This is a genomic window from Pseudomonas sp. Seg1, from assembly GCF_018326005.1.
Taxonomy (GTDB): domain Bacteria; phylum Pseudomonadota; class Gammaproteobacteria; order Pseudomonadales; family Pseudomonadaceae; genus Aquipseudomonas.
In genome coordinates, this window is the sequence record NZ_AP021903.1 from 6,330,532 (window position 1) to 6,350,359 (window position 19,828).

Genomic DNA, 19,828 nt, shown 5'->3' on the forward strand with positions numbered 1-19,828 from the left:
GCATGGAACGACAACTGGACGCTTACTGCGAACACCTGCGCAGTGAGCGGCAGGTGTCGCCGCACACGCTGTCGGCCTACCGCCGCGACCTCGATAAAGTCCTCGGCTGGTGCATCAAGCAGAACATCGGCAGCTGGGCCGCGCTGGATATTCAGCGCCTGCGCAGTCTGATCGCCCGCCTGCACGCGCAGGGCCAGTCCTCGCGCAGCCTCGCGCGACTGCTCTCGGCGGTGCGCGGGCTCTATCACTATCTGAATCGCGAAGGCCTCTGCGACCACGATCCGGCGACCGGTCTGGCGCCACCGAAAGGCGAACGTCGCCTGCCAAAAACACTCGACACCGACCGTGCATTGCAACTGCTTGAGGGCGCGGTCGAGGATGATTTTCTGGCGCGACGCGATCAGGCGGTTCTGGAGTTGTTCTATTCCTCCGGCCTGCGCCTTTCCGAACTGACCGGACTCAATCTTGATCAACTCGACCTCGCCGATGGCATGGTTCAGGTACTCGGCAAGGGCAGTAAAACCCGTCTGTTGCCGGTCGGTAAAAAAGCCCGTGAAGCCCTCGAACAATGGCTGCCTTTGCGGGCCATGACCAACCCGGCGGACGACGCCGTGTTCGTCAGCCAACAAGGCCGACGCCTCGGCCCACGGGCAATTCAGGTGCGGGTCAAACTGGCCGGCGAGCGTGAACTGGGGCAGAACCTGCACCCGCACATGCTGCGACATTCCTTTGCCAGCCATTTGCTGGAGTCCTCGCAGGACCTGCGCGCGGTGCAGGAACTGCTCGGCCACTCGGACATCAAGACCACGCAGATCTACACCCACCTGGACTTCCAGCACCTGGCGGCGGTCTACGACAGTGCCCACCCACGGGCCAAACGCATGAAAGGCGATGATTCATGAGCATCCAGTTGATCACTTTCGACCTCGACGACACCCTGTGGGACACCGCCCCGGTGATCGTCAGCGCCGAAGCGGTATTGCGCGAATGGTTGAGCGAACATGCACCGAACCTGGGCGCGGTACCGGTGGAACATCTGTGGGCGATTCGCGAGCGTGTATTGGCAAACGAGCCAGGGCTCAAGCATCGGATCAGTGCGTTACGCCGGCGGGTGTTGTTTCATGCGATGGAAGACGCTGGATACGCCCATGGCGAAGCCAACGACTTGGCAGACAAGGGTTTTGAAGTGTTTCTGCATGCGCGACATCAGATTGAGGTGTTTCCTGAAGTCGAGCCGGTGCTGGAGATTCTCGCCAATCATTACTCGCTTGGCGTGGTCACCAATGGCAATGCCGATGTAAGTCGGCTGGGGCTGGCGGATTACTTCAAGTTTGCGCTGTGTGCGGAAGACATCGGCATCGCCAAACCGGATGCCCGGTTGTTCCACGAAGCCTTGCAACGCGGTGGCGCCACGGCTGAAACAGCCGTGCATATTGGTGATCATCCGGGCGATGACATCGCCGGGGCGCAGCAAGCCGGGTTGCGGGCTATCTGGTTTAACCCGACGGGAAAAGTCTGGGAAGCGGATCGCCTGCCGGATGCAGAAGTTCGCAGCCTGACCGATTTGCCAGCGGTGCTCGCACGCTGGAATGCCCAGCACTGAGCCTGAATTCACCTCATCCCCTGTGGGAGCTGGCTTGCCAGCGATGAGGCCAGCACATTCAACATCAATGTTGTCTGACAGGCCGCCATCGCTGGCAAGCCAGCTCCCACAGGGTCTGCATCGCCTTCAAATGTTTATTTCAGGCATGAAAAAGCCCGCAGCGACGGCGGGCTTTTTCAGCAAGCAAGCGGCAGGCCTCAGATAGGGCGGCTACCGTACTTGTTGTCCGGCTTCTTCGGAGGATCGGCGACCACGTTGGCCTCCACTTCCTGCACTTTTCCGCCGCGCGACAGGAACTCTTCCATGGCCTTGGCCAGGGCGTCGCGTTCCTTGTTCTTGGCTTCAATGCTCGGCAACTCGTCTACCGACACCGCAGCCTTGGCTTTGCCTTTGGCAGCCGGGGCCGGCGTATCGTCACCGCCATCGTCGTCAGCAACGTCTTCCGCTGCTGCTTCCAGGCCTTCCTCGGCCTCGTCTTCGTCGCCTACTTCGAGGTCGTCGTTTTCCAGATCATCGTCGCTCATGTTCTACCTCATGACTTGCGAAAAGCAGATTAGTTATAGACCAGCTTTGGCAACTGTCGAAAGTCGCCGTTAAAAAATCAGTAACCATTGGTGACCAACGGTTTATGCCCCTTCACCGTGCAAGGTGGCGAGGACTTTTCGAGCACCGCCATGATCACGGTGCTCGCCCAGATAAACGCCTTGCCAGGTGCCCAGTGCCAAACGGCCTGCCGAAACCGGCAGACTGATCTGACAGCCAAGCACGCTGGCCTTGAAGTGCGCCGGGAGGTCGTCCAGGCCTTCGTCGTTATGCTCATAGCCGTCTGTTCCTTGTGGGATCAGACGATTGAAAAATCGTTCGAAGTCGCGACGGACCGCCGGATCGGCGTTCTCGTTGATGGTCAACGACGCCGAGGTATGCTGCAGCCACAAATGCAACAGACCGACCCGGCACTCCCTGAGTTCAGGCAGGCCTTTGATCAACTCGTCCGTTACCAGATGAAAGCCCCGGGGCCGTGCCCGCAGGGTTATCAGAGTCTGTTGCCACATACAGTTCTCCGCACGTTCGGGGCGCATTCTAGCGCGCTCTGGGAAAAAACAAAGGCCCTAATATTCCTGCAATCATGTAAGCCATTGCCCGCAGAAAAACACCCGTCGTAAACACGACCAAAGGCGTACGAAAAATCCTTTCAGCTGTATCGTGATCGACAAATTCCAGACAAAAAAATGCCCGGCGAACCGGGCAAGTTTTTTCAATGCGCGTACTTACAAGTTGTAGCCGCGTTCGTTGTGTTGTGCCAGATCGAGGCCCACCGACTCTTCTTCCTCGGTCACACGCAGACCCATCACAGCATCCAGAACCTTGAGGATGATGAAGGTGACGATCGCGGTGTAGATCACCGTGAAGCCGACGCCTTTGCACTGAATCCACACTTGTGCGGCGATGTCGGTGACGGTGCCGAAGCCACCCAGCGACGGTGCGGCGAACACACCGGTGAGGATCGCGCCGAGGATACCGCCGATACCGTGCACGCCGAACGCGTCCAGGGAGTCGTCATAACCGAGTTTGCGTTTGAGGGTGGTGGCGCAGAAGAAGCACACCACGCCCGCCGCCAGACCGATCACCAGTGCGCCCATCGGGCCCACGGTGCCGGCAGCCGGAGTAATCGCTACGAGGCCGGCAACCACACCCGAGGCGATGCCCAGTGCGCTTGGCTTACCGTGAGTGATCCACTCGGCAAACATCCAGCCCAGTGCAGCAGCAGCGGTAGCAATCTGGGTAACCAGCATCGCCATACCGGCAGTGCCGTTGGCCGCAGCAGCAGAACCGGCGTTGAAGCCGAACCAGCCAACCCACAGCATCGCCGCGCCCATCAGGGTGTAACCCAGATTGTGCGGAGCCATCGGGGTGGTCGGGAAACCTTTGCGCTTGCCCAGAACCAGGCAGCAGATCAGACCGGCAACACCGGCGTTGATGTGCACCACGGTGCCGCCCGCGAAGTCGAGCACGCCCCAGTCCCACATCAGGCCGCCGTTACCGGACCAGACCATGTGCGCGATCGGTGCGTAAACCAGGGTGAACCAGATGCCCATGAAGATCAGCATCGCGGAGAACTTCATCCGCTCGGCGAACGCACCGACGATCAACGCCGGTGTGATGATCGCGAAGGTCATCTGGAAGGTGACGAACACTGCCTCAGGAAACAACGCCGCAGGGCCGGTCAGGCTGGCTGGCGTGATACCCGCGAGGAACGCCTTGCCGAAGCCGCCGACAAAGGAGTTGAAGTTGACGACGCCCTGCTCCATGCCGGTGGTGTCGAACGCGATGCTGTAGCCGTAAATGACCCACAGGACGCTGATCAGACCGGTAATGGCGAAGCATTGCATCATCACGGAAAGAATGTTTTTCGAGCGAACCATGCCGCCGTAGAACAGCGCCAGGCCCGGGATGGTCATGAACAGCACGAGGGCTGTCGAGGTGAGCATCCAGGCAGTGTCGCCGGAATTGAGGACCGGGGCCGCCACTTCGTCTGCCGCCATTGCAAGGCTGGGCATTACGATGGACAACAGGGCTCCTAGCCCTGCGAATTTACGCAGAGTCATATTGTTTTCTCCTGGGGCGTTGGGGTTTGTGGCGGCGTTTAAATCGCGTCGGTATCGGTTTCGCCGGTACGGATGCGAATCGCCTGTTCCAGATTGACCACGAAGATCTTGCCGTCACCGATCTTGCCGGTGTTGGCCGCCTTGGTTATCGCCTCGATAACCCGATCCAGATCCTTGTCGTCGATGGCCACGTCGATTTTCACCTTGGGCAGAAAATCGACCACATATTCCGCGCCGCGATACAGCTCGGTGTGACCCTTCTGCCGGCCGAAGCCTTTGACTTCAGTAACGGTAATGCCCTGCACGCCGATTTCGGACAGCGACTCGCGCACGTCGTCCAACTTGAACGGCTTGATGATGGCAGTGACTAGCTTCATGAAACTCTCTCCCGAATTGGTGGACTTGCCCCAGGAAAACAAACCCGACTCAAGTCTAAGCGCAGTGCCTGGCTTTGTAACGCATCGCTGACGCCAGCTAACCGCATCAGACGAAACTCCCCGCTTCGCCTGCCGCACTGCATTCGTCACAGCGACTGCATCAGTGCATGGGTCGAAGGTGACTAAGCAGAAACCTTGCCATCTCGCCAAAATCCCCTGATTTCAATCCCTTGGCCGCTGCCGCAAGCCATCCCGCGCAAAAGGCCCAGCGGATACGCACAACAACGGTGCGTCGCCGTCCGTCTGCCTGCGCGAAAAGCGTGCATCCCTGACCACGAGATTGACTATAGACACTGCGTGATACACTGCCGGCCATTGTTTCCAGGACATCCACCATGCTCGCGCCCAAAGACTTCCTCGACGCCCTGAGCGGCACCGCCTCCCGCCTGTTCAGCGGCGACACCCCGCTGCCGAAAGCCGAAATCGAAAGCCAGTTCAAGATGCTGCTGCAGAGTGCCTTCAGCAAACTCGATCTGGTCAGCCGTGAAGAGTTCGATAGTCAGATGGTCGTGCTGGCGCGTACGCGCGCACGTCTTGAGAGCCTCGAAGCCAAGGTTGCCGAGATGGAAGCGAAGCTGACGCCGCCAGCCGAATAACCCCGTAATCCCCTGTGGGAGCTAGCCTGCTAGCGATTGAAGGTCGGCACGACCTTCAGCTTCATGTGTAGGAATTCACGCAGGCTGCGATCTTTTGATCCGCAGCCCTGCAACAATCACGGCAACGTCCTACACACTGCACCACCGCTGTCCGATTGCGCCGAAAAGCCCCGGTACCTAAGCTCACTCGATGCTGAATGTTCAGCACCGGGTTTGGCGACCTGGATCGAATTCGACGCAATGCAACTAAATTCACAGAGAGGTTTTTTCTCTCCATGAGTTATGGCGGCTTTGCGTGGGAGACCTCAGGGTCTGCCGGTTTCGAATTCACCGGTTCGCCAACCCGCGCATGGCTGCCACCCTTTTCGTTTGGCGACGAACAGAAGCAGTTTTCTTCACTTGAATTCGAGAACTGAACCATGGACGAAAACTACCTGACACCTAGCATCTTCACCCGCCACAAACTCCCCCTCCACGCCCTCCTCATCCAGAACCAACCCTGGTTCTGCGCCCGAGACCTGAGCCGCCTGCTGCACATCTACCTCAACGAACGCATGCTGCGAAAACTCGACCCCGACCAATACCAAACCCGCAAAACCTTGATCCACAACCAGATCGAAAACACCCTGCTGATCAGCGAATCCGGCATCTACGCCCTCCTCGTCTACCACTACTGCCCCGAATACCGAGCCCTGCGCGAATGGCTTACTCACCAAGTCATCCCCACCCTGCGCGACATCCAACACCCCACCACAAGCGAACGCCCACACCTGAGCCTGCTCAGTTGGCCGGACATGACGTTGAGTTTGTTGCACTGGAATAACCAGCCGTGGATTCGGTTGCAGGATGTGCCGCTGATGGTCGTGGAACGGGAAAAGCCGAAACGCTCAGAGGCAGGACCTTGGTGGAAAAGGGCTACACGGATGTTGCAATCGCTATAAACCCGCATGCCTGATCTGAGCCCTGCGTAAATCGTAAGTCGACTGAAGATTCATCCAGAACTCAGGTGTAGTGTTGAAATGAATGGCAAGCCTGATTGCCAGATCGGCGCAGATCCTGAGCTGGCATTTCACAAGCTTTTCTATCTCACTTTCGGGCCATTTCGTGGGCATGGCCAGATCCATGACGGTCATGCCCAGCGGCTCCATGAATTCTTTATTCAGAACCTCGCCCGGATGAATCGGGCGCATACCATTGCGGTCCATTTTTCGCCTCCAGAGACTGCATCGAGCGGCCAAACTGGAGCATAGGACACAGAGATACAAGACCGTCGAAAGCCTTTCGCCGGCGTCCTACAACTATTAGGGCATGGCCCTACAAAAATCAGCGTCTGCGCCTGATTACGCGACCTTTCCTCCTTGTACTACGGTGACCAGCGAAGCATCTGTCACCCGAAAAACGAGGCCTCAATGAAAGACAAAAAGAGAAGGAAAAAGCTAGAAGAGATTGTTGGATATCACGCTGAAGCACTTCGGTTAGCCGGAGGTATTTCAGCCAATCAGCGTCGTTTTATTGAGGTAGCGGCCAAGTACGGTAAAGAACTCGAACCGGATGGTTGGTTGGCCGGGGGAGGAAGCCAAGTAAGAAATCCCGAAGAAGAAAACTAATGTGGCGCCTCTACTGAACGTGGAAGGGCACCTTGGCAACATCCAGTGAAGGTTTACCCTCGGATCCGTGTCGCCTGGATTCGCTCTCCCAACTACCCTTAAAAAACCCGCAGGAAGCGGCTCCCCGATTCAGCTCAAGGAACGACCATGTCCCTCTCCATCGTCCACAGTCGCGCCCAGATTGGCGTGGAAGCCCCCGCCGTCACCGTCGAAGTTCACCTGGCCAACGGTCTGCCGTCGCTGACCATGGTCGGCCTGCCCGAGGCGGCGGTGAAGGAGAGCAAGGATCGGGTGCGCAGCGCGATCATCAATTCCGGGCTGCAGTTTCCGGCGCGGCGGATCACTTTGAATCTGGCGCCGGCGGATCTGCCCAAGGATGGCGGACGGTTTGATCTGGCGATTGCCTTGGGGATTCTGTCGGCGAGTGTGCAGGTGCCGTGTCTGACGCTGGATGATGTGGAATGTCTGGGTGAGTTGGCGCTGTCCGGCGCCGTACGAGCGGTGCGTGGCGTGTTGCCCGCGGCATTAGCGGCGCGCAAGGCCGGACGGGCGCTGGTGGTGCCGCGGGCGAATGCCGAGGAAGCATGTCTGGCCTCGGGTTTGAAGGTGTACGCGGTGGATCATCTGCTGGAAGCGGTGGCACATTTCAACGGGCACACGCCCGTCGAGCCTTATGTATCGGACGGCTTGATTCATGCCGCCAGACCCTATCCCGATCTCAACGAAGTGCAGGGGCAAATGGCAGCCAAACGTGCGCTGCTGATCGCGGCGGCGGGCGCGCACAACCTGTTGTTCAGCGGGCCGCCGGGAACGGGCAAGACATTGTTGGCCAGTCGATTGCCGGGACTGCTCCCGCCATTGTCCGAATGCGAAGCACTGGAAGTGGCCGCCATTCAATCCGTCGCCAGCGGCGTGCCGTTGACCCATTGGCCGCAACGTCCTTTTCGCCAGCCACACCACTCGGCATCAGGCCCGGCACTGGTCGGCGGCAGTTCGAAACCGCAACCCGGCGAAATCACCCTGGCCCATCACGGCGTGCTGTTTCTCGATGAGCTGCCGGAGTTTGATCGCAAGGTGCTGGAGGTGCTGCGCGAACCGCTGGAGTCCGGCCACATCGTGATTGCACGAGCCAAGGACCGCGTGCGCTTTCCAGCGCGCTTTCAATTGGTGGCAGCGATGAACCCGTGTCCCTGTGGATATCTGGGTGAACCAAGTGGCAAGTGTTCGTGCACGCCGGACATGGTTCAGCGTTATCGCAACAAGCTGTCGGGCCCCCTCTTGGACCGGATCGACTTACACCTGACGGTGGCGCGGGAGGCAACGGCGCTGAACCCTGCGGTCCAGCCAGGGGAAGACAGCGCCAGTGCCGCCGCGCTGGTAGCCGAGGCCCGCGAGCGACAACAGAAACGTCAGGGATGTGCCAATGCGTTTCTTGATCTGCCGGGGCTGCGTCGCCACTGCAAGTTATCCACAACCGACGAGACCTGGCTGGAATCAGCCTGTGAACGACTGACCTTGTCGCTGCGCTCGGCGCACCGACTTCTCAAGGTCGCCAGGACGTTGGCCGATCTGGGGCAGGAAGAAAACGTCCGGCGCGAGCACTTGGCAGAGGCGTTGCAATATCGGCCGGCAACACAGTGAGAATGACAGCGCTACTCGCAAATGGGCGGGGCAAAAAATAAACATCCGTGTCGATGGCCATAGACCGAGATGTGATATAACGGCGACGCTCTTTTTATTAGTTATCCGTCCATCGTCAAGACATAGAGCATTTTTCAGCGTGAAAATGGAGGCTGGACATCATGGAGAAGATATCTATTGCTTATCGGGCAAAGCCGTCAATCAACCAGTGTAGTCATTAGTCAAGCCAAACTTGGCTTGCATGCGTTTACCTGGTCGTCAATTTAAATCCAGACAACTACAAAGTCCTTGCCCAGCATTATTACCCGGCTTGACATCGACCTTATTTAAACAAACTTTAAAAGCGCAACTTCATAATGAAAAACGTTTACTTGCTCAGCAACGTGGTGGATGGTGGCAAAACATATCTCGAGTATCTGATCCCCGCGCTCAATTCGCTTCGAGAAAAGTATAACTGTGTCGTACTCAATACTGATCGTACCGGCTTAAGCCGAGAGGAAGTCGAAGCCGTCCTCGATTTCCCGGTAAAGCAGGTTGGCAATGACTTCATTGCAAGCCTGAAATCGCAGGTTGTCATTTCAAATGATGCCTATGCCGGGCGTCTGCTGGACGATTCAAATTTTGGCATCTTCATCAGCCACGGCAATGTCGGCATGCCGACCAAAGACAAGTATTACTACGCAGAGCTGACTTCTTACTGGGATGCGATCATCGCTTCTTCCCGGTCGGGCTTTGATTTGATTACGGCCGGAATGCAGGCATACCGTCGCGACAGAAAGGCTCTGAAAACAATGCTGATCGATGGACTGGCGTTGCGTTCGGACATGCGCAAAACCAGCCCGGTGGCTACGCTGCCCGTGAAGATTCCGGGCATTTTTGAATCATCACCGCCTTCGAAAAAAACTTCCGACGACTATGTCGTAGGGCTTCTGCCGACCCAACTGGGTATCTGCCCGAACGGGGCGACACTGTATGAAAACCTGCAGACCGTCATCAATGCAGTCAAATCGCAAATTCCCCACGCAAAATTCATCCTGCGTCCGTACATGGCCGAACTTTCCCATCCGACCGTAAAGGCTCTGTGCGAAGAACTGTCTGCCTATGACTGGATAACCATCGACAAGGCCGGCACCAGCAGCACGGCTTTCTACGCACAATGCGACACGGTCATCACCGATGCATCTACCGGTGGTGTTTCGTTCATGCTCAATACCTGCAAGCTGCCGATTTATTACGTGCCCTTTACCGAAGAAAACAATCTCACGGTCGACGCCTGGCTAAAGCAAATGGACAACCTGTTGCCAATTGCCAGAAGCAGCAATGAGCTCAGAGACATGGCGCTAGGGTTCAGCCTGCTGGCACGAGAAGACAGTTATTACATATACAACAAGTTCTACCAGGCACAATACAGCGACTTGCCCCTGCCTCAGGAAGTGTTCCACGACCTGATTGAATACCGGCACGAGTCGAAGTATTGCCCACTCTCGATTGACTCTTTCGGCGACATTAACGAGCGGGACAAACATTAAAATAAAGCACGCCAGCCCTCATGCGAGGAAACAGCCTGCCGATACACTCGAATCGAACACGAGTCAGAACACTATGAAATGTGATGCTGATGGACAGGTAATCTGGATTACGGGCCTTTCAGGTGCGGGCAAGTCAACGCTGGCCCGTGAACTCGTTGCCAGACTGCGTACTGAAGGACGATCGGTGGTCATGCTCGATGGCGATGAGTTGCGCGAAGTATTCGGCGCAGCCGCCGCCAACTCACAGAACCATGGCCGTGACGGACGACTGGCGCTGGCGATGCAATATGCCCACCTGTGCCGAATGATTGCCGCGCAAGGCCAGACCGTGGTGATTGCAACGATTTCGCTGTTTCGCGAAGTCCATGCATGGAACCGCGCCCACCTGCCCGGCTATTTCGAAGTTTATTTGAAGGTCCCGGTCGAGGAATTGCGTCGCCGCGACCCGAAGGGGATCTACCGTCGATACGATGCCGGGGAACTGCACAACGTTGCCGGGCTTGATCTGACCATTGATGAACCACAAGCGGCAGACTGGCTTGTAGAGTTCGACCCGCAGCGCTCCAGGCAAACCCTGGCAGAAGATTTGATCAATAAAATTTATGGAAGGAACTGAGTATGAAAACCGAATGGGACTACACCACTCTGGCCGATGCCTATTTGAAGCGCCCTGACTACGCCGATGCCGCCATTGACGCCATGCTCTCGATCGCTGGCGCCGAGCAAGGCGACAAGTTCTGCGACGTCGGCGCGGGTGTTGCACACTTGACGCTGATGCTGGCCGCCCGTGGCCTGGATGTCACCGCGGTAGAACCCAACGATGCAATGCGCGCCAACGGCATCAAGCGCACCGCCGCGCTGGCCAATGTCAAATGGCACGAAGGCACCGGTGAAGTGACCGGGCAAGCGGCGCAGGCATTCGACATGGTCACGTTCGGCAGCTCCTTCAATGTCTGCGACCGTCAGCAGGCGCTCAAGGAAACCGCGCGCATTCTCAAACCGCGCGGCTGGTTTGCCTGCATGTGGAACCACCGCAATCTGGAAGATCCGATTCAGGCGCGAATCGAAGCCATCATCAAAGAGCGCGTCGCCGGCTATGGCTACGGCACCCGTCGTGAAGACCAGACCGCCGTGATCGACGCCAGCGAGCTGTTCGGCCCGGTCGTGCATCTGGATGCGCGGGTCATCCACGAGCAATCCATCGCAGAGTGCCTGGAAGCCTGGCGCTCCCACGCCACGCTGGAACGTCAGGCGGGCGCGAAATTTCACGAAGTCATCAGCGCCATCGACGATTACCTGCAAAGCCTGCAGACGCCGTCGATCCAGATCCCGTACTCGACGAATATCTGGGTCGCTCAGCTGAGATAACGCCTGATGGCCCTGCATTTCTCTACCAAGGCCGGCACCTTGTCGCGCCTGCAAGGGCGGCTCGCGTCGGCGCGCATTGCGCCGCTGCTCGCGTTTACCGTGGAGCAGTGGCACACGGATCGGCGCGCCTGCATTCAGGATCTCCGCGGGCGGCTGCCTGCCCCCTCCTGGATCGTGCGCTCCAGCTGTGGCCGCGAGGACAGCGCCGAGGCTTCTTTCGCCGGCGCCTTTCTCTCGGTGCCGAATGTCGAAGAAGCAGGGCTTGAGTCGGCGGTTGAGCAGGTCATCGCCAGTTATGGCGAAACGCATCTGAGCGACGAGGTGCTGATTCAACCCATGCTCGGCAACGTGATCCGTTCCGGCGTGGCGTTTTCCCACGACCCGAATACCTGCGCGCCGTACCGTGTGGTGAACTGGTCGGAAGGTGACGACACCGCATCGGTCACCGGCGGCATGGGTGGACGGTTGTGGCAGCAGGCGGCGCACAGCCCCGTTTCACCGCCCGCAGCCCTCTCACCGATCATTGCTTTGCTTGAGGAGCTGCTGGAGCTGTTCGGCGGTGGCCCCGTCGACTGCGAGTTCGCGGTGACGTGCGAAGCCGAAGGCGAGACCTTGTGGCTGTTGCAGGCCCGGCCGTTGATTCTGCCTGCCCGGGCAGAGTCCGAAGCCGCGCAGGCTGCCCGCCTGCAAAGTATCGAGCAGAAAATCGCTCGCGGCATGCGCCCGCATCCATTCCTGATCGGCCAGCGCACGGTCTACGGCGTGATGCCCGACTGGAACCCGGCAGAGATCATCGGTATCCGCCCCAAACCGCTGGCGCTGTCGCTGTATCGCGATCTGGTGACCGACTCCATCTGGGCTTACCAGCGTCACAACTATGGCTACCGCAACTTGCGCAGCTTCCCGCTGATGCCGCACTTTTTCGGTTTGCCGTATATCGATGTGCGCCTGTCGTTCAACTCGTTCATTCCGGCAGACCTCGACGAGGGACTGGCCGGGCGACTGGTCGACTACTACATCGATCGGTTGCTGGCAGAGCCGACCCTGCACGACAAGGTGGAGTTCGAGATCGTTTTCTCCTGCTACACCCTGGACCTGTCGCAACAACTGGAGCGCCTGGCCAGTGCAGGCTTTTGCGCGCACGAACTGGAGGCCATCAGTTCCAGTCTGCGCAAACTGACTAACCGCATCGTGCATCCCAAGGATGGTTTGTGGCGCAGCGACGCCAACAAACTCGATGTGCTCAATGCCCGCCGCGAAGAGCTGCTGGCCTCCAACGCCGATCCGCTGGAGCGCATCTACTGGCTGCTGGAAGACGCAAAACGCTACGGCACCCTGCCCTTCGCCGGCCTGGCCCGTGCGGGTTTCGTTGCGGTGCAGATGCTCAGGTCACTGGTCAGCGTGGGTGTTTTCTCGCAAGCCGACTACGATGCATTCATGGCCGGCGTCTCAACCGTCAGCGGTCAGTTGGCGCGTGATCGGGCGACACTCGACAAGACAACTTTCCTCGCACGCTACGGGCACCTGCGCCCCGGCACCTACGACATTCTGTCGCCACGTTACGATGAAGCACCGGAACTCTACTTCGACTGGGACCAGCGACCAGCAGCCCCCGAGCCACTGCAACCGTTTTCGCTGACGCTGCCACAGATGCGCGAGATCGTGAAACTGCTCGAGGCCCATGGCCTGCAACCGGATCCGGTAGGGCTGCTGGACTTCCTGCAAAACGGCATCGAGCTGCGCGAACTGGCCAAGTTTCATTTCACCCGCAACCTGTCGGATGCCCTCGCGCTGATCGCGCAAGTCGGCGCCGAGTACGGCATCGACCGCGAAGAACTGGCTTATTGCGATATCAGCGCCTTCCAGGAACTGCACGTTGCCGCTGCCGACCCAAAAGACGTGCTGCTGCGCAGCATCGAACAAGGCAAGGCGCGCTACGCAGAAACACTGAAGGTGTCCCTGCCACCCGTCATCACCTGTCCGGAAGATGTCTGGAGCTTCGAGTGGCCGGAAACGGCGCCCAACTTCATCACGCAAAAACGTGTGACGGCACCCGTGGTGCAATGCGATGACCGGGAAAAGCTGGCCGGGGCGATTGTCTGCATTCCCAACGCGGACCCCGGTTTCGACTGGTTGTTCGCTTATCCGATTGCCGGGCTGATTACCGCGTGGGGCGGAGCCAATTCGCACATGGCGATTCGCGCCGGTGAACTCGGCCTGCCGGCCGTCATTGGCGCTGGAGAAGTGCTTTACCGGCGCTGGTCGACAGCAGATATCCTGCATCTGGACTGCCCGGGCCGCAGGGTGGAGATGATGACATGAAGCGGGTCGCTGTCAGTCAGAGAGTGGACCTGCATCCGGAGCGCGGCGAGAGCCGCGATGCCCTGGATCAACGCCTGATCGACTTTCTGCTGGCAGCGGGGTTCATCCCCCTGCCGGTGCCCAACGGATTGGTCGATGCCGGCCTCGAACACTGGCTGGCCGCTGTATCGCCTCAGGCATTGCTGTTGTCCGGTGGCAATGACATCGGCCAGTGCCTGGCCCGCGATCTCACGGAGACACGCCTGCTCGATCACGCACGCTCGTGCAATCTGCCAGTGCTGGGCATCTGCCGCGGCATGCAGATGCTGGGGCATTGGGCAGGTAGCGAACTGAAAGCGGTCAGCGGGCACGTGCGCACCCGGCATCGCCTGTCCGGGGAGATCGTCGCCGAGGTCAACAGCTATCACAGCCAGTCTCTAGCCAGTTGTCCGCAGAACTTTGAAGTTCTGGCGCGCAGTGAGGACGGCGAAATCGAAGCGATCCGGCACCTGTCTCGCCCTTGGGAAGGCTGGATGTGGCACCCGGAGCGCGAGACGGATTTTGCATCCCACGATATTCAGCGCATTCGCCAGCTGTTCGGCGAAACCGATTCTACTCAAACAACTCAAGGGACCGATGTGTCGTGAAAGCCATTATCCTGGCTGCCGGACGTGGCAGCCGCATGAAAAGCCTCACGGATGATTGCCCCAAATGCCTGGTGGAGTTGCGTGGCAAGCCGCTGCTCGAATGGCAACTGGAGTCGTTGCGTGCAGCGGGTATCAGTGAAATCGCGGTGGTCACCGGCTACAAACGCGAATTACTGGCCGACCGCGGCCTGACCGAATTTCATAACCCTCGCTGGGCAGACACCAACATGGTGTCATCACTGGCCTGCGCCGAAGCCTGGCTTGAAGGCCAGCCGTGCATCGTCAGTTATTCGGATATTTTTTACAGCCCGGACGCCGTCAGGTCGTTGATGACCAGCGAAGCGTTGCTGGCCGTCACCTACGACCCCAACTGGCTGGAACTGTGGACCCAGCGTTTTGGCGATCCACTGCTGGATGCTGAAACATTCCGGCTCAATAGCGACAACACGCTGGCCGAAATCGGCAACAAACCGCAATCAGTGGGGGAAGTCGAAGGCCAGTACATGGGGTTGCTGCGCTTCACGCCCGCAGGTTGGGCAGAAGTCGTGCGGCTACGGGGTGAGTTAACCTCAAGCCAGTGCGACAAGATGCACATGACTAATACCCTGCAGCGCGTCATCGACGCCGGTCGGGTAGCGATCCAGGCCGTTGCCTATTCAGGGGAGTGGGGAGAGGTCGACTCCAGCGAAGACCTCTCCGCGTACCAATAACCGGCACGCCGTATCAGCGGAAACGATCAACCTCGGAGCGCAGATCGGCGGCCAGCTTCTCCAGTTCCTTGGCGGTGACCGCCAGGTTGGAAACCACTTCTCGCTGCTCACTGTTGGCCAGCGCAATGCTCTGCAAATTGCTGCTCAGCAACGTCGCGGTACTGCTCTGCTCCTGAGTCGCCGTGGTGATTGCGGCAAACTGCTGCCCCGCCGAACGGCTCTGTTCATCAATGCGCGCCAGCGCCGACGCGACATTGGCGTTACGCGACAGGCCTTCCTGCATCAGCAGATTGCCCTGCTCCATGGTGCTGATCGCGTTGCCGGTTTCCTGCTGGATACTGTGAATCATGCCGGAGATTTCATCGGTCGCCTGACGGGTGCGCGATGCCAGATTACGCACTTCATCCGCCACTACCGCAAAGCCGCGACCTTGCTCACCGGCACGGGCCGCTTCGATCGCGGCGTTGAGCGCGAGCAGATTGGTTTGTTCGGCGATCGAGGTGATCACGCTGACGATGCCGCCGATTTCCTGGGAACGCTGACCCAATGTGTTGATCACGGTGGCGGTGGTGTTCAGCGCGCCGGCGATTTGCTCCAGAGAGGAAGACGCCTCGTCCATCGAGGTACGACCGATCTGCGTCTGCTGAGCGTTTTCCTGCGCCAGGCGCTGGGTGGCGCCCATGTTGTCGGCAATGTTCAGCGAGGTAGCACTGAACTCTTCCACCGCGCCGGCCATGCTGGTGATTTCACCGGACTGTTGCTCCATGCCTTCGTAGGCGCCGCCGGACAAACCGGACAGTGCCTGCGCACGGCTGTTGACCTCTTCCGAAGAGCGACGAATGTGCTCGACCATGGTCGACAGTGCCTGGCTCATTTGGTTGAACGCGCGGGACAGCTGACCGATCTCATCATTGCTCGACACGTTCAGACGCACGCTCAGATCACCGGCGCCCAAAGCTTCGGCCTGCCGTACCAGATCGCTCAACGGCGCGAGTTTGCTGCGCAGCAGCCACACCACCGAACCCACCGCCAACAGCATCGCCAACAGACTGCCGATCGCCAATTGCGTACCGACACTCCAGGTCACCGCGCGAATCTCGGCTTTCGGCATGCTCGCCACTACCGACCACGGGCCGCCGTCAAATGGTACGGCGATGCTGTAGAAGTCTTCCGAGGTATCGCTCCAGAACTCACCCTTGCCCGGTTTCGCAGCCAAGCCCTTGATCACCGGTACGGCTTGTTCCGGGGCCTGCACACCCGCCGGCGCCACCAGCCATTTATTCTGCTCATCGAGCAACGCCAGCGATCCGCTCTGGCCGATGCGGAAACGCTTGAGATTGTCGAACTGAATGTTCTGCGCGTCGGTGTAGTCGAAACCGACGAACAGCACCGCAATCACCTTGCCGCTGCCATCGCGCACCGGGGTGTATTGAGTCATGTAGGAGCGATCGAACAACAAGGCGCGGCCGACATAACCCTGCCCCGCCATCAACTTCGCGTAAGCCGGGTGCGCGTGATCGAGCAAGGTGCCGATAGCGCGAGTGCCATCCTGTTTGGTCAGCGAGGTGCTGACCCGCACGAAGTCTTCGCCGCTACGCACGAACAGCGTGGCGACGCCGGCCGTCATCTGCTTGAACTCGTCAACTTCCTTGAAGTTGTTGTTCAGCACTTCGCCGCCCAGGTGCAGGCCCGGGGTCTGGGTGCCGGCAACGGTCACCGGCTCACTCGGGTGAATGCTCAGACCTGCGCTGAAGCGCTTCTCGAACAACCCGCTCAGACGCTGGGTGCTTTCACGCAGCGTGCCGTGAAAGGTGCTCAGTTGGTCGGCCAGCAGCCGCGCCTCACTGGCCAGGTGCTCTTCACGGGTGGCGAGGTTGGCGGTATCCAGCGAACGCAGGGCGAACACCGTACTGCCGCTGATGACAATCGCCAGTATCACGGCGAGCGCGAGGCCCAGCTGCGAGGCGATCCGAGCGCGAGGTTGAGACATGGACAGCTCCTGGCCGAACTTGCCGATCCTCCTTGATCGCAGCTCGGATAATTTTCTAATGGGGGTGAATCGTGGAGACCGGCACGACGGTTCCACATGCACGTATTCGGCGGTAGAACCGAATACTTGAGCGATCAGCAGGGTTATGGCACAAGGCCGGCATTGTGGCGGCTCTAACGTTTCAGCTCAAGCGTGTTACAGCCGGCAGCGCCATGGCGCGGACTTCGCCTTGCAGGAAGTCGCTGAGGCGGCGCAAACGTTCACCTCCCGGACGGGTTTTTGGCCACACGAGGTAATAATTCAGGCCGCTGGCGACGGCGGTCGGCCACGGCAGACTCAAGCGCCCCTGCGCCACATCCTCGGCGACCATCAGCAAATCGCCCATTGACACGCCGTACCCACGAGCCGCCGCGATCATGCCCAACTCCAGGGTATCGAACACCTGCCCGCCCTTGAGCGAGACCTGATCAGACAGCCCCATGTGCTCCAGCCAACTGCGCCAGTCGCGGCGATCCGGTGTCGGGTGCAGCAACTCGGCGCTGGCCAGTCGCGCCACGTCCCAGGGCTGATCGTTCAGCAGGTTCGGCGCACCGACCGGAATCAGCTCCTCGGGAAACAGCAGGCTGGCCTCCCAGTCTGGCGGGAAATGTCCGTCGCTCAGAAGCACCGCACAATCGAACGGCTCATTGTTGAAGTCCACCGAATCCACATCCATCCACGCGCTGGTCAATTGCACTTCGTTGCCCGGCTGCAAATGACGGAAGCGACTGAGCCGCGCCAGCAACCAGCGCATGGTCAGGGTCGACGGCGCTTTCATGCGCAGGATGTCGTCCTCGGCACGCAAGGTATTGCAAGCGCGCTCCAAAGCGGTGAACCCGTCACGGATGCCCGGCAACAGCATCCGCGCCGATTCGGTCAGTTGCAGATTGCGCCCGCTGCGGTGAAACAGCCGGCAGGCGAAATGTTCCTCAAGCGTACGAATATGCCGACTGACCGCACTTTGAGTGATCGACAACTCTTCGGCGGCGCGGGTGAACGAGCTATGCCGCGCCGCCGCTTCAAATGCGCGCAGGGCATACAACGGAGGAAGTCGACGGGACATGCACAAAGCTCCTGTTTACGGGATACGGCCAATCTGTCGGCATCTTCTCAGGATGAGTTTTAATCATGCAACCCATCCTTTTTATCCCTTTGTGCAATCCCCTCCAAGCGCCGAGAATCGACGGTCCCTTGTTCCCTCTATTGATGAGTGGTGATGACCATGCAGCATCCTGTGCGTACCGAACTCTGGGCCATCCTGCGGCTATCGGGGCCGTTGATCGCTTCACAGTTGGCGCACATGTTGATGGTGCTGACCGACACCCTGATGATGGCGCGCATCAGCCCCGAAGCCCTGGCCGGCGGCGGGCTGGGCGCGGCGAGCTATTCGTTCGTGTCGATCTTCTGCATCGGCGTGATCGCTGCGGTCGGCACCCTGGTGGCGATCCGTCAGGGCGCCGGCGACATCATTGGCGCGGCACGCCTGACTCAGGCCGGATTGTGGCTGGCGTGGCTGATGGCGCTGGGTGCCGGGTTGCTGCTGTGGAATCTGAAACCGCTGTTACTGCTGTTCGGCCAGACCGAAACCAACGTCACCGCAGCCGGACAATTCCTGATCGCCCTGCCCTTCGCCCTGCCGGGCTATTTGAGCTTCATGGCCCTGCGCGGCTTCACCAGTGCAATTGGCCGGGCGACCCCGGTGATGGTCATCAGCCTTGGCGGCACGGTGGCCAATTTCCTGCTCAATTACGCATTGATCACCGGTATGTTCGGCCTGCCGAAACTGGGCCTGATGGGCATCGGTCTGGTCACGGCGATTGTCGCCAACTGCATGGCGCTCGCGCTGGCCTGGCATATCCGTCGGCATCCGGCCTACGACGCTTATCCATTGCGTACCGGCCTGTCGCGGCCAAATCGCCAATACTTGAAAGAGTTGTGGCGCCTCGGCCTGCCGATTGGAGGCACCTACGCAGTGGAGGTCGGTTTGTTCGCCTTCGCGGCGCTGTGCATGGGCACCATGGGCAGTACGCAAATGGGTGCGCACCAGATTGCCCTGCAGATCGTTTCGGTAGCGTTCATGGTGCCAGCGGGCATGTCGTACGCGATCACCATGCGCATCGGCCAGCATTACGGCGCCGGACAATTGAACGTTGCGCGGATGTCCGGGCGGGTCGGGATCGTCTTCGGTGCGGTGGTGATGCTGGGTTTTGCCATGGTGTTCTGGCTGCTGCCGAATCAATTGGTCGGGTTGTTCCTTGATCACAATGATCCGGCGTTTGCTGAAGTGATTCGCCTGGCAGTGAGCCTGCTGGCGGTGGCGGCGTGGTTCGAGTTGTTCGACGGCACGCAGACGATTGCCATGGGCTGCATCCGTGGGCTCAAGGATGCCAAGACCACGTTCTTGGTCGGGCTCGGTTGCTATTGGCTGATCGGTGCGCCGGCGGCGTGGTGGATGGCGTTCCACCTGAACTGGGGGCCGACGGGGGTGTGGTGGGGCCTGGCGCTGGGCCTGGCGTGTGCGGCGGTGAGTTTGACGCTGGCGTTTGAGTGGAAGATGAAGCGGATGATTCGGCGTGAACCTGCATCCTCAAGTCACTACACGGTCGCGCAGCCTGACTGAGATCCCTTGTAGGAGTGAGCCTTTGTGGCGAGGGGATTTATCCCCGATGGGTGGCGAAGCCGCCCCAACACCGGTAGCTGGGGTTTATAAGATGTTCCCAGTGCCAAGGTTTTGCGACTGCTTCGCAGCCGATC

General features: G+C 59.4%; 21 protein-coding genes. 14 read left to right on the plus strand and 7 right to left on the minus strand.

Going from position 1 to position 19,828, the window contains the following annotated elements; genetic code table 11:
• Positions 1–2: 2 nt before the first annotated feature.
• Both xerC and KI231_RS28550 read left to right on the plus strand, forming a co-directional pair.
• On the plus strand, positions 3–902 hold the full coding sequence (gene xerC / locus KI231_RS28545; protein ID WP_213026937.1) for a tyrosine recombinase XerC: 900 nt from the start codon (positions 3–5) through the stop codon (positions 900–902).
• Positions 899–1,603, plus strand: coding sequence for an HAD family hydrolase (locus KI231_RS28550; protein WP_213026938.1), 705 nt, complete (start codon positions 899–901; stop codon positions 1,601–1,603). Before xerC ends, KI231_RS28550 begins: the two co-directional genes overlap by 4 nt.
• A gap of 197 nt (positions 1,604–1,800) precedes the next feature.
• Here the strand turns inward: KI231_RS28550 and sutA are convergent, their stop codons facing one another.
• The 4 genes from sutA to glnK all read right to left on the minus strand — a co-directional run bounded on the left by sutA (position 1,801) and on the right by glnK (position 4,586).
• Positions 1,801–2,127 carry a dormancy-specific transcriptional regulator SutA gene (gene sutA, locus KI231_RS28555; RefSeq protein ID WP_007920420.1) on the minus strand — a complete coding sequence of 109 codons (327 nt, stop codon included), beginning with the start codon at positions 2,125–2,127 and terminating at the stop codon, positions 1,801–1,803.
• 102 nt (positions 2,128–2,229) lie between these two features.
• A complete protein-coding gene (locus KI231_RS28560) occupies positions 2,230–2,655 on the minus strand; it encodes a secondary thiamine-phosphate synthase enzyme YjbQ (protein WP_102901435.1) in 426 nt (141 codons plus the stop codon).
• Positions 2,656–2,871: 216 nt separating this feature from the next.
• Positions 2,872–4,209, minus strand: coding sequence for an ammonium transporter (locus tag KI231_RS28565; RefSeq protein ID WP_103302560.1), 1,338 nt, complete (start codon positions 4,207–4,209; stop codon positions 2,872–2,874).
• 38 nt (positions 4,210–4,247) lie between these two features.
• Complete coding sequence (gene glnK / locus KI231_RS28570) at positions 4,248–4,586, minus strand: P-II family nitrogen regulator (RefSeq protein WP_002555808.1); 339 nt, start codon at positions 4,584–4,586, stop codon at positions 4,248–4,250.
• Between the two features lie 395 nt (positions 4,587–4,981).
• Here glnK and KI231_RS28575 point away from each other — a divergent pair, with 395 nt between their 5' ends.
• The 3 genes from KI231_RS28575 to KI231_RS28585 all read left to right on the plus strand — a co-directional run bounded on the left by KI231_RS28575 (position 4,982) and on the right by KI231_RS28585 (position 6,183).
• Positions 4,982–5,242, plus strand: a complete 261-nt coding sequence (locus KI231_RS28575; RefSeq protein WP_007920416.1) for an accessory factor UbiK family protein — start codon at positions 4,982–4,984, stop codon at positions 5,240–5,242.
• Positions 5,243–5,439: 197 nt separating this feature from the next.
• A complete protein-coding gene (locus KI231_RS28580) occupies positions 5,440–5,658 on the plus strand; it encodes a hypothetical protein (RefSeq protein ID WP_213026939.1) in 219 nt (72 codons plus the stop codon).
• Positions 5,659–5,661: 3 nt separating this feature from the next.
• A complete protein-coding gene (locus tag KI231_RS28585; RefSeq protein WP_213026940.1) occupies positions 5,662–6,183 on the plus strand; it encodes a BRO-N domain-containing protein in 522 nt (173 codons plus the stop codon).
• Here KI231_RS28585 and KI231_RS28590 read toward each other — a convergent pair.
• A complete protein-coding gene (locus KI231_RS28590; RefSeq protein WP_213026941.1) occupies positions 6,178–6,447 on the minus strand; it encodes a HigA family addiction module antitoxin in 270 nt (89 codons plus the stop codon). The genes KI231_RS28585 and KI231_RS28590 overlap by 6 nt on opposite strands.
• Positions 6,448–6,651: 204 nt before the next feature.
• On the opposite strand from KI231_RS28590, the gene KI231_RS28595 reads away from it, so the two are divergent.
• The 8 genes from KI231_RS28595 (at position 6,652) to KI231_RS28630 (ending at position 15,045) form a co-directional block, all read left to right on the plus strand.
• Positions 6,652–6,849, plus strand: a complete 198-nt coding sequence (locus tag KI231_RS28595) for a hypothetical protein (protein WP_103302563.1) — start codon at positions 6,652–6,654, stop codon at positions 6,847–6,849.
• Between the two features lie 147 nt (positions 6,850–6,996).
• Positions 6,997–8,490, plus strand: a complete 1,494-nt coding sequence (locus KI231_RS28600) for a YifB family Mg chelatase-like AAA ATPase (RefSeq protein WP_213026942.1) — start codon at positions 6,997–6,999, stop codon at positions 8,488–8,490.
• Positions 8,491–8,846: 356 nt separating this feature from the next.
• Positions 8,847–10,019 carry a hypothetical protein gene (locus tag KI231_RS28605; protein ID WP_213026943.1) on the plus strand — a complete coding sequence of 391 codons (1,173 nt, stop codon included), beginning with the start codon at positions 8,847–8,849 and terminating at the stop codon, positions 10,017–10,019.
• Positions 10,020–10,092: 73 nt separating this feature from the next.
• Positions 10,093–10,635, plus strand: coding sequence for an adenylyl-sulfate kinase (locus KI231_RS28610; RefSeq protein ID WP_213026944.1), 543 nt, complete (start codon positions 10,093–10,095; stop codon positions 10,633–10,635).
• A 2-nt stretch (positions 10,636–10,637) separates the two neighbouring features.
• A complete protein-coding gene (locus tag KI231_RS28615; RefSeq protein WP_064589796.1) occupies positions 10,638–11,387 on the plus strand; it encodes a class I SAM-dependent methyltransferase in 750 nt (249 codons plus the stop codon).
• 6 nt (positions 11,388–11,393) lie between these two features.
• Positions 11,394–13,709 (plus strand): PEP-utilizing enzyme, encoded by a 2,316-nt coding sequence (locus KI231_RS28620; RefSeq protein WP_213026945.1) that lies wholly within the window; start codon positions 11,394–11,396, stop codon positions 13,707–13,709.
• A complete protein-coding gene (locus tag KI231_RS28625) occupies positions 13,706–14,335 on the plus strand; it encodes a gamma-glutamyl-gamma-aminobutyrate hydrolase family protein (RefSeq protein ID WP_213026946.1) in 630 nt (209 codons plus the stop codon). Before KI231_RS28620 ends, KI231_RS28625 begins: the two co-directional genes overlap by 4 nt.
• On the plus strand, positions 14,332–15,045 hold the full coding sequence (locus KI231_RS28630; protein WP_213026947.1) for a phosphocholine cytidylyltransferase family protein: 714 nt from the start codon (positions 14,332–14,334) through the stop codon (positions 15,043–15,045). The genes KI231_RS28625 and KI231_RS28630 overlap by 4 nt, the downstream gene beginning before the upstream one ends.
• A gap of 13 nt (positions 15,046–15,058) precedes the next feature.
• Here KI231_RS28630 and KI231_RS28635 read toward each other — a convergent pair whose 3' ends face one another.
• A complete protein-coding gene (locus KI231_RS28635) occupies positions 15,059–17,035 on the minus strand; it encodes a methyl-accepting chemotaxis protein (RefSeq protein ID WP_213026948.1) in 1,977 nt (658 codons plus the stop codon).
• A 181-nt stretch (positions 17,036–17,216) separates the two neighbouring features.
• A complete protein-coding gene (locus KI231_RS28640) occupies positions 17,217–18,137 on the minus strand; it encodes a LysR substrate-binding domain-containing protein (protein ID WP_213026949.1) in 921 nt (306 codons plus the stop codon).
• Positions 18,138–18,296: 159 nt separating this feature from the next.
• Here KI231_RS28640 and KI231_RS28645 point away from each other — a divergent pair, with 159 nt between their 5' ends.
• The gene (locus KI231_RS28645; RefSeq protein WP_213026950.1) at positions 18,297–19,694 is read left to right on the plus strand and encodes a NorM family multidrug efflux MATE transporter; all 1,398 of its coding nucleotides are present in this window, start codon (positions 18,297–18,299) and stop codon (positions 19,692–19,694) included.
• The last annotated feature ends 134 nt before the right edge of the window (positions 19,695–19,828 follow it).

Coding starts and splice junctions, on each gene's coding strand:
- xerC (WP_213026937.1), top strand. CDS start 3: ATGGAACGACAACTGGACGCTTACTGCGAACACCTGCGCAGTGAGCGG.
- KI231_RS28550 (WP_213026938.1), top strand. CDS start 899: ATGAGCATCCAGTTGATCACTTTCGACCTCGACGACACCCTGTGGGAC.
- sutA (WP_007920420.1), bottom strand. CDS start 2,127: ATGAGCGACGATGATCTGGAAAACGACGACCTCGAAGTAGGCGACGAA.
- KI231_RS28560 (WP_102901435.1), bottom strand. CDS start 2,655: ATGTGGCAACAGACTCTGATAACCCTGCGGGCACGGCCCCGGGGCTTT.
- KI231_RS28565 (WP_103302560.1), bottom strand. CDS start 4,209: ATGACTCTGCGTAAATTCGCAGGGCTAGGAGCCCTGTTGTCCATCGTA.
- glnK (WP_002555808.1), bottom strand. CDS start 4,586: ATGAAGCTAGTCACTGCCATCATCAAGCCGTTCAAGTTGGACGACGTG.
- KI231_RS28575 (WP_007920416.1), top strand. CDS start 4,982: ATGCTCGCGCCCAAAGACTTCCTCGACGCCCTGAGCGGCACCGCCTCC.
- KI231_RS28580 (WP_213026939.1), top strand. CDS start 5,440: ATGTTCAGCACCGGGTTTGGCGACCTGGATCGAATTCGACGCAATGCA.
- KI231_RS28585 (WP_213026940.1), top strand. CDS start 5,662: ATGGACGAAAACTACCTGACACCTAGCATCTTCACCCGCCACAAACTC.
- KI231_RS28590 (WP_213026941.1), bottom strand. CDS start 6,447: ATGGACCGCAATGGTATGCGCCCGATTCATCCGGGCGAGGTTCTGAAT.
- KI231_RS28595 (WP_103302563.1), top strand. CDS start 6,652: ATGAAAGACAAAAAGAGAAGGAAAAAGCTAGAAGAGATTGTTGGATAT.
- KI231_RS28600 (WP_213026942.1), top strand. CDS start 6,997: ATGTCCCTCTCCATCGTCCACAGTCGCGCCCAGATTGGCGTGGAAGCC.
- KI231_RS28605 (WP_213026943.1), top strand. CDS start 8,847: ATGAAAAACGTTTACTTGCTCAGCAACGTGGTGGATGGTGGCAAAACA.
- KI231_RS28610 (WP_213026944.1), top strand. CDS start 10,093: ATGAAATGTGATGCTGATGGACAGGTAATCTGGATTACGGGCCTTTCA.
- KI231_RS28615 (WP_064589796.1), top strand. CDS start 10,638: ATGAAAACCGAATGGGACTACACCACTCTGGCCGATGCCTATTTGAAG.
- KI231_RS28620 (WP_213026945.1), top strand. CDS start 11,394: ATGGCCCTGCATTTCTCTACCAAGGCCGGCACCTTGTCGCGCCTGCAA.
- KI231_RS28625 (WP_213026946.1), top strand. CDS start 13,706: ATGAAGCGGGTCGCTGTCAGTCAGAGAGTGGACCTGCATCCGGAGCGC.
- KI231_RS28635 (WP_213026948.1), bottom strand. CDS start 17,035: ATGTCTCAACCTCGCGCTCGGATCGCCTCGCAGCTGGGCCTCGCGCTC.
- KI231_RS28640 (WP_213026949.1), bottom strand. CDS start 18,137: ATGTCCCGTCGACTTCCTCCGTTGTATGCCCTGCGCGCATTTGAAGCG.
- KI231_RS28645 (WP_213026950.1), top strand. CDS start 18,297: ATGCAGCATCCTGTGCGTACCGAACTCTGGGCCATCCTGCGGCTATCG.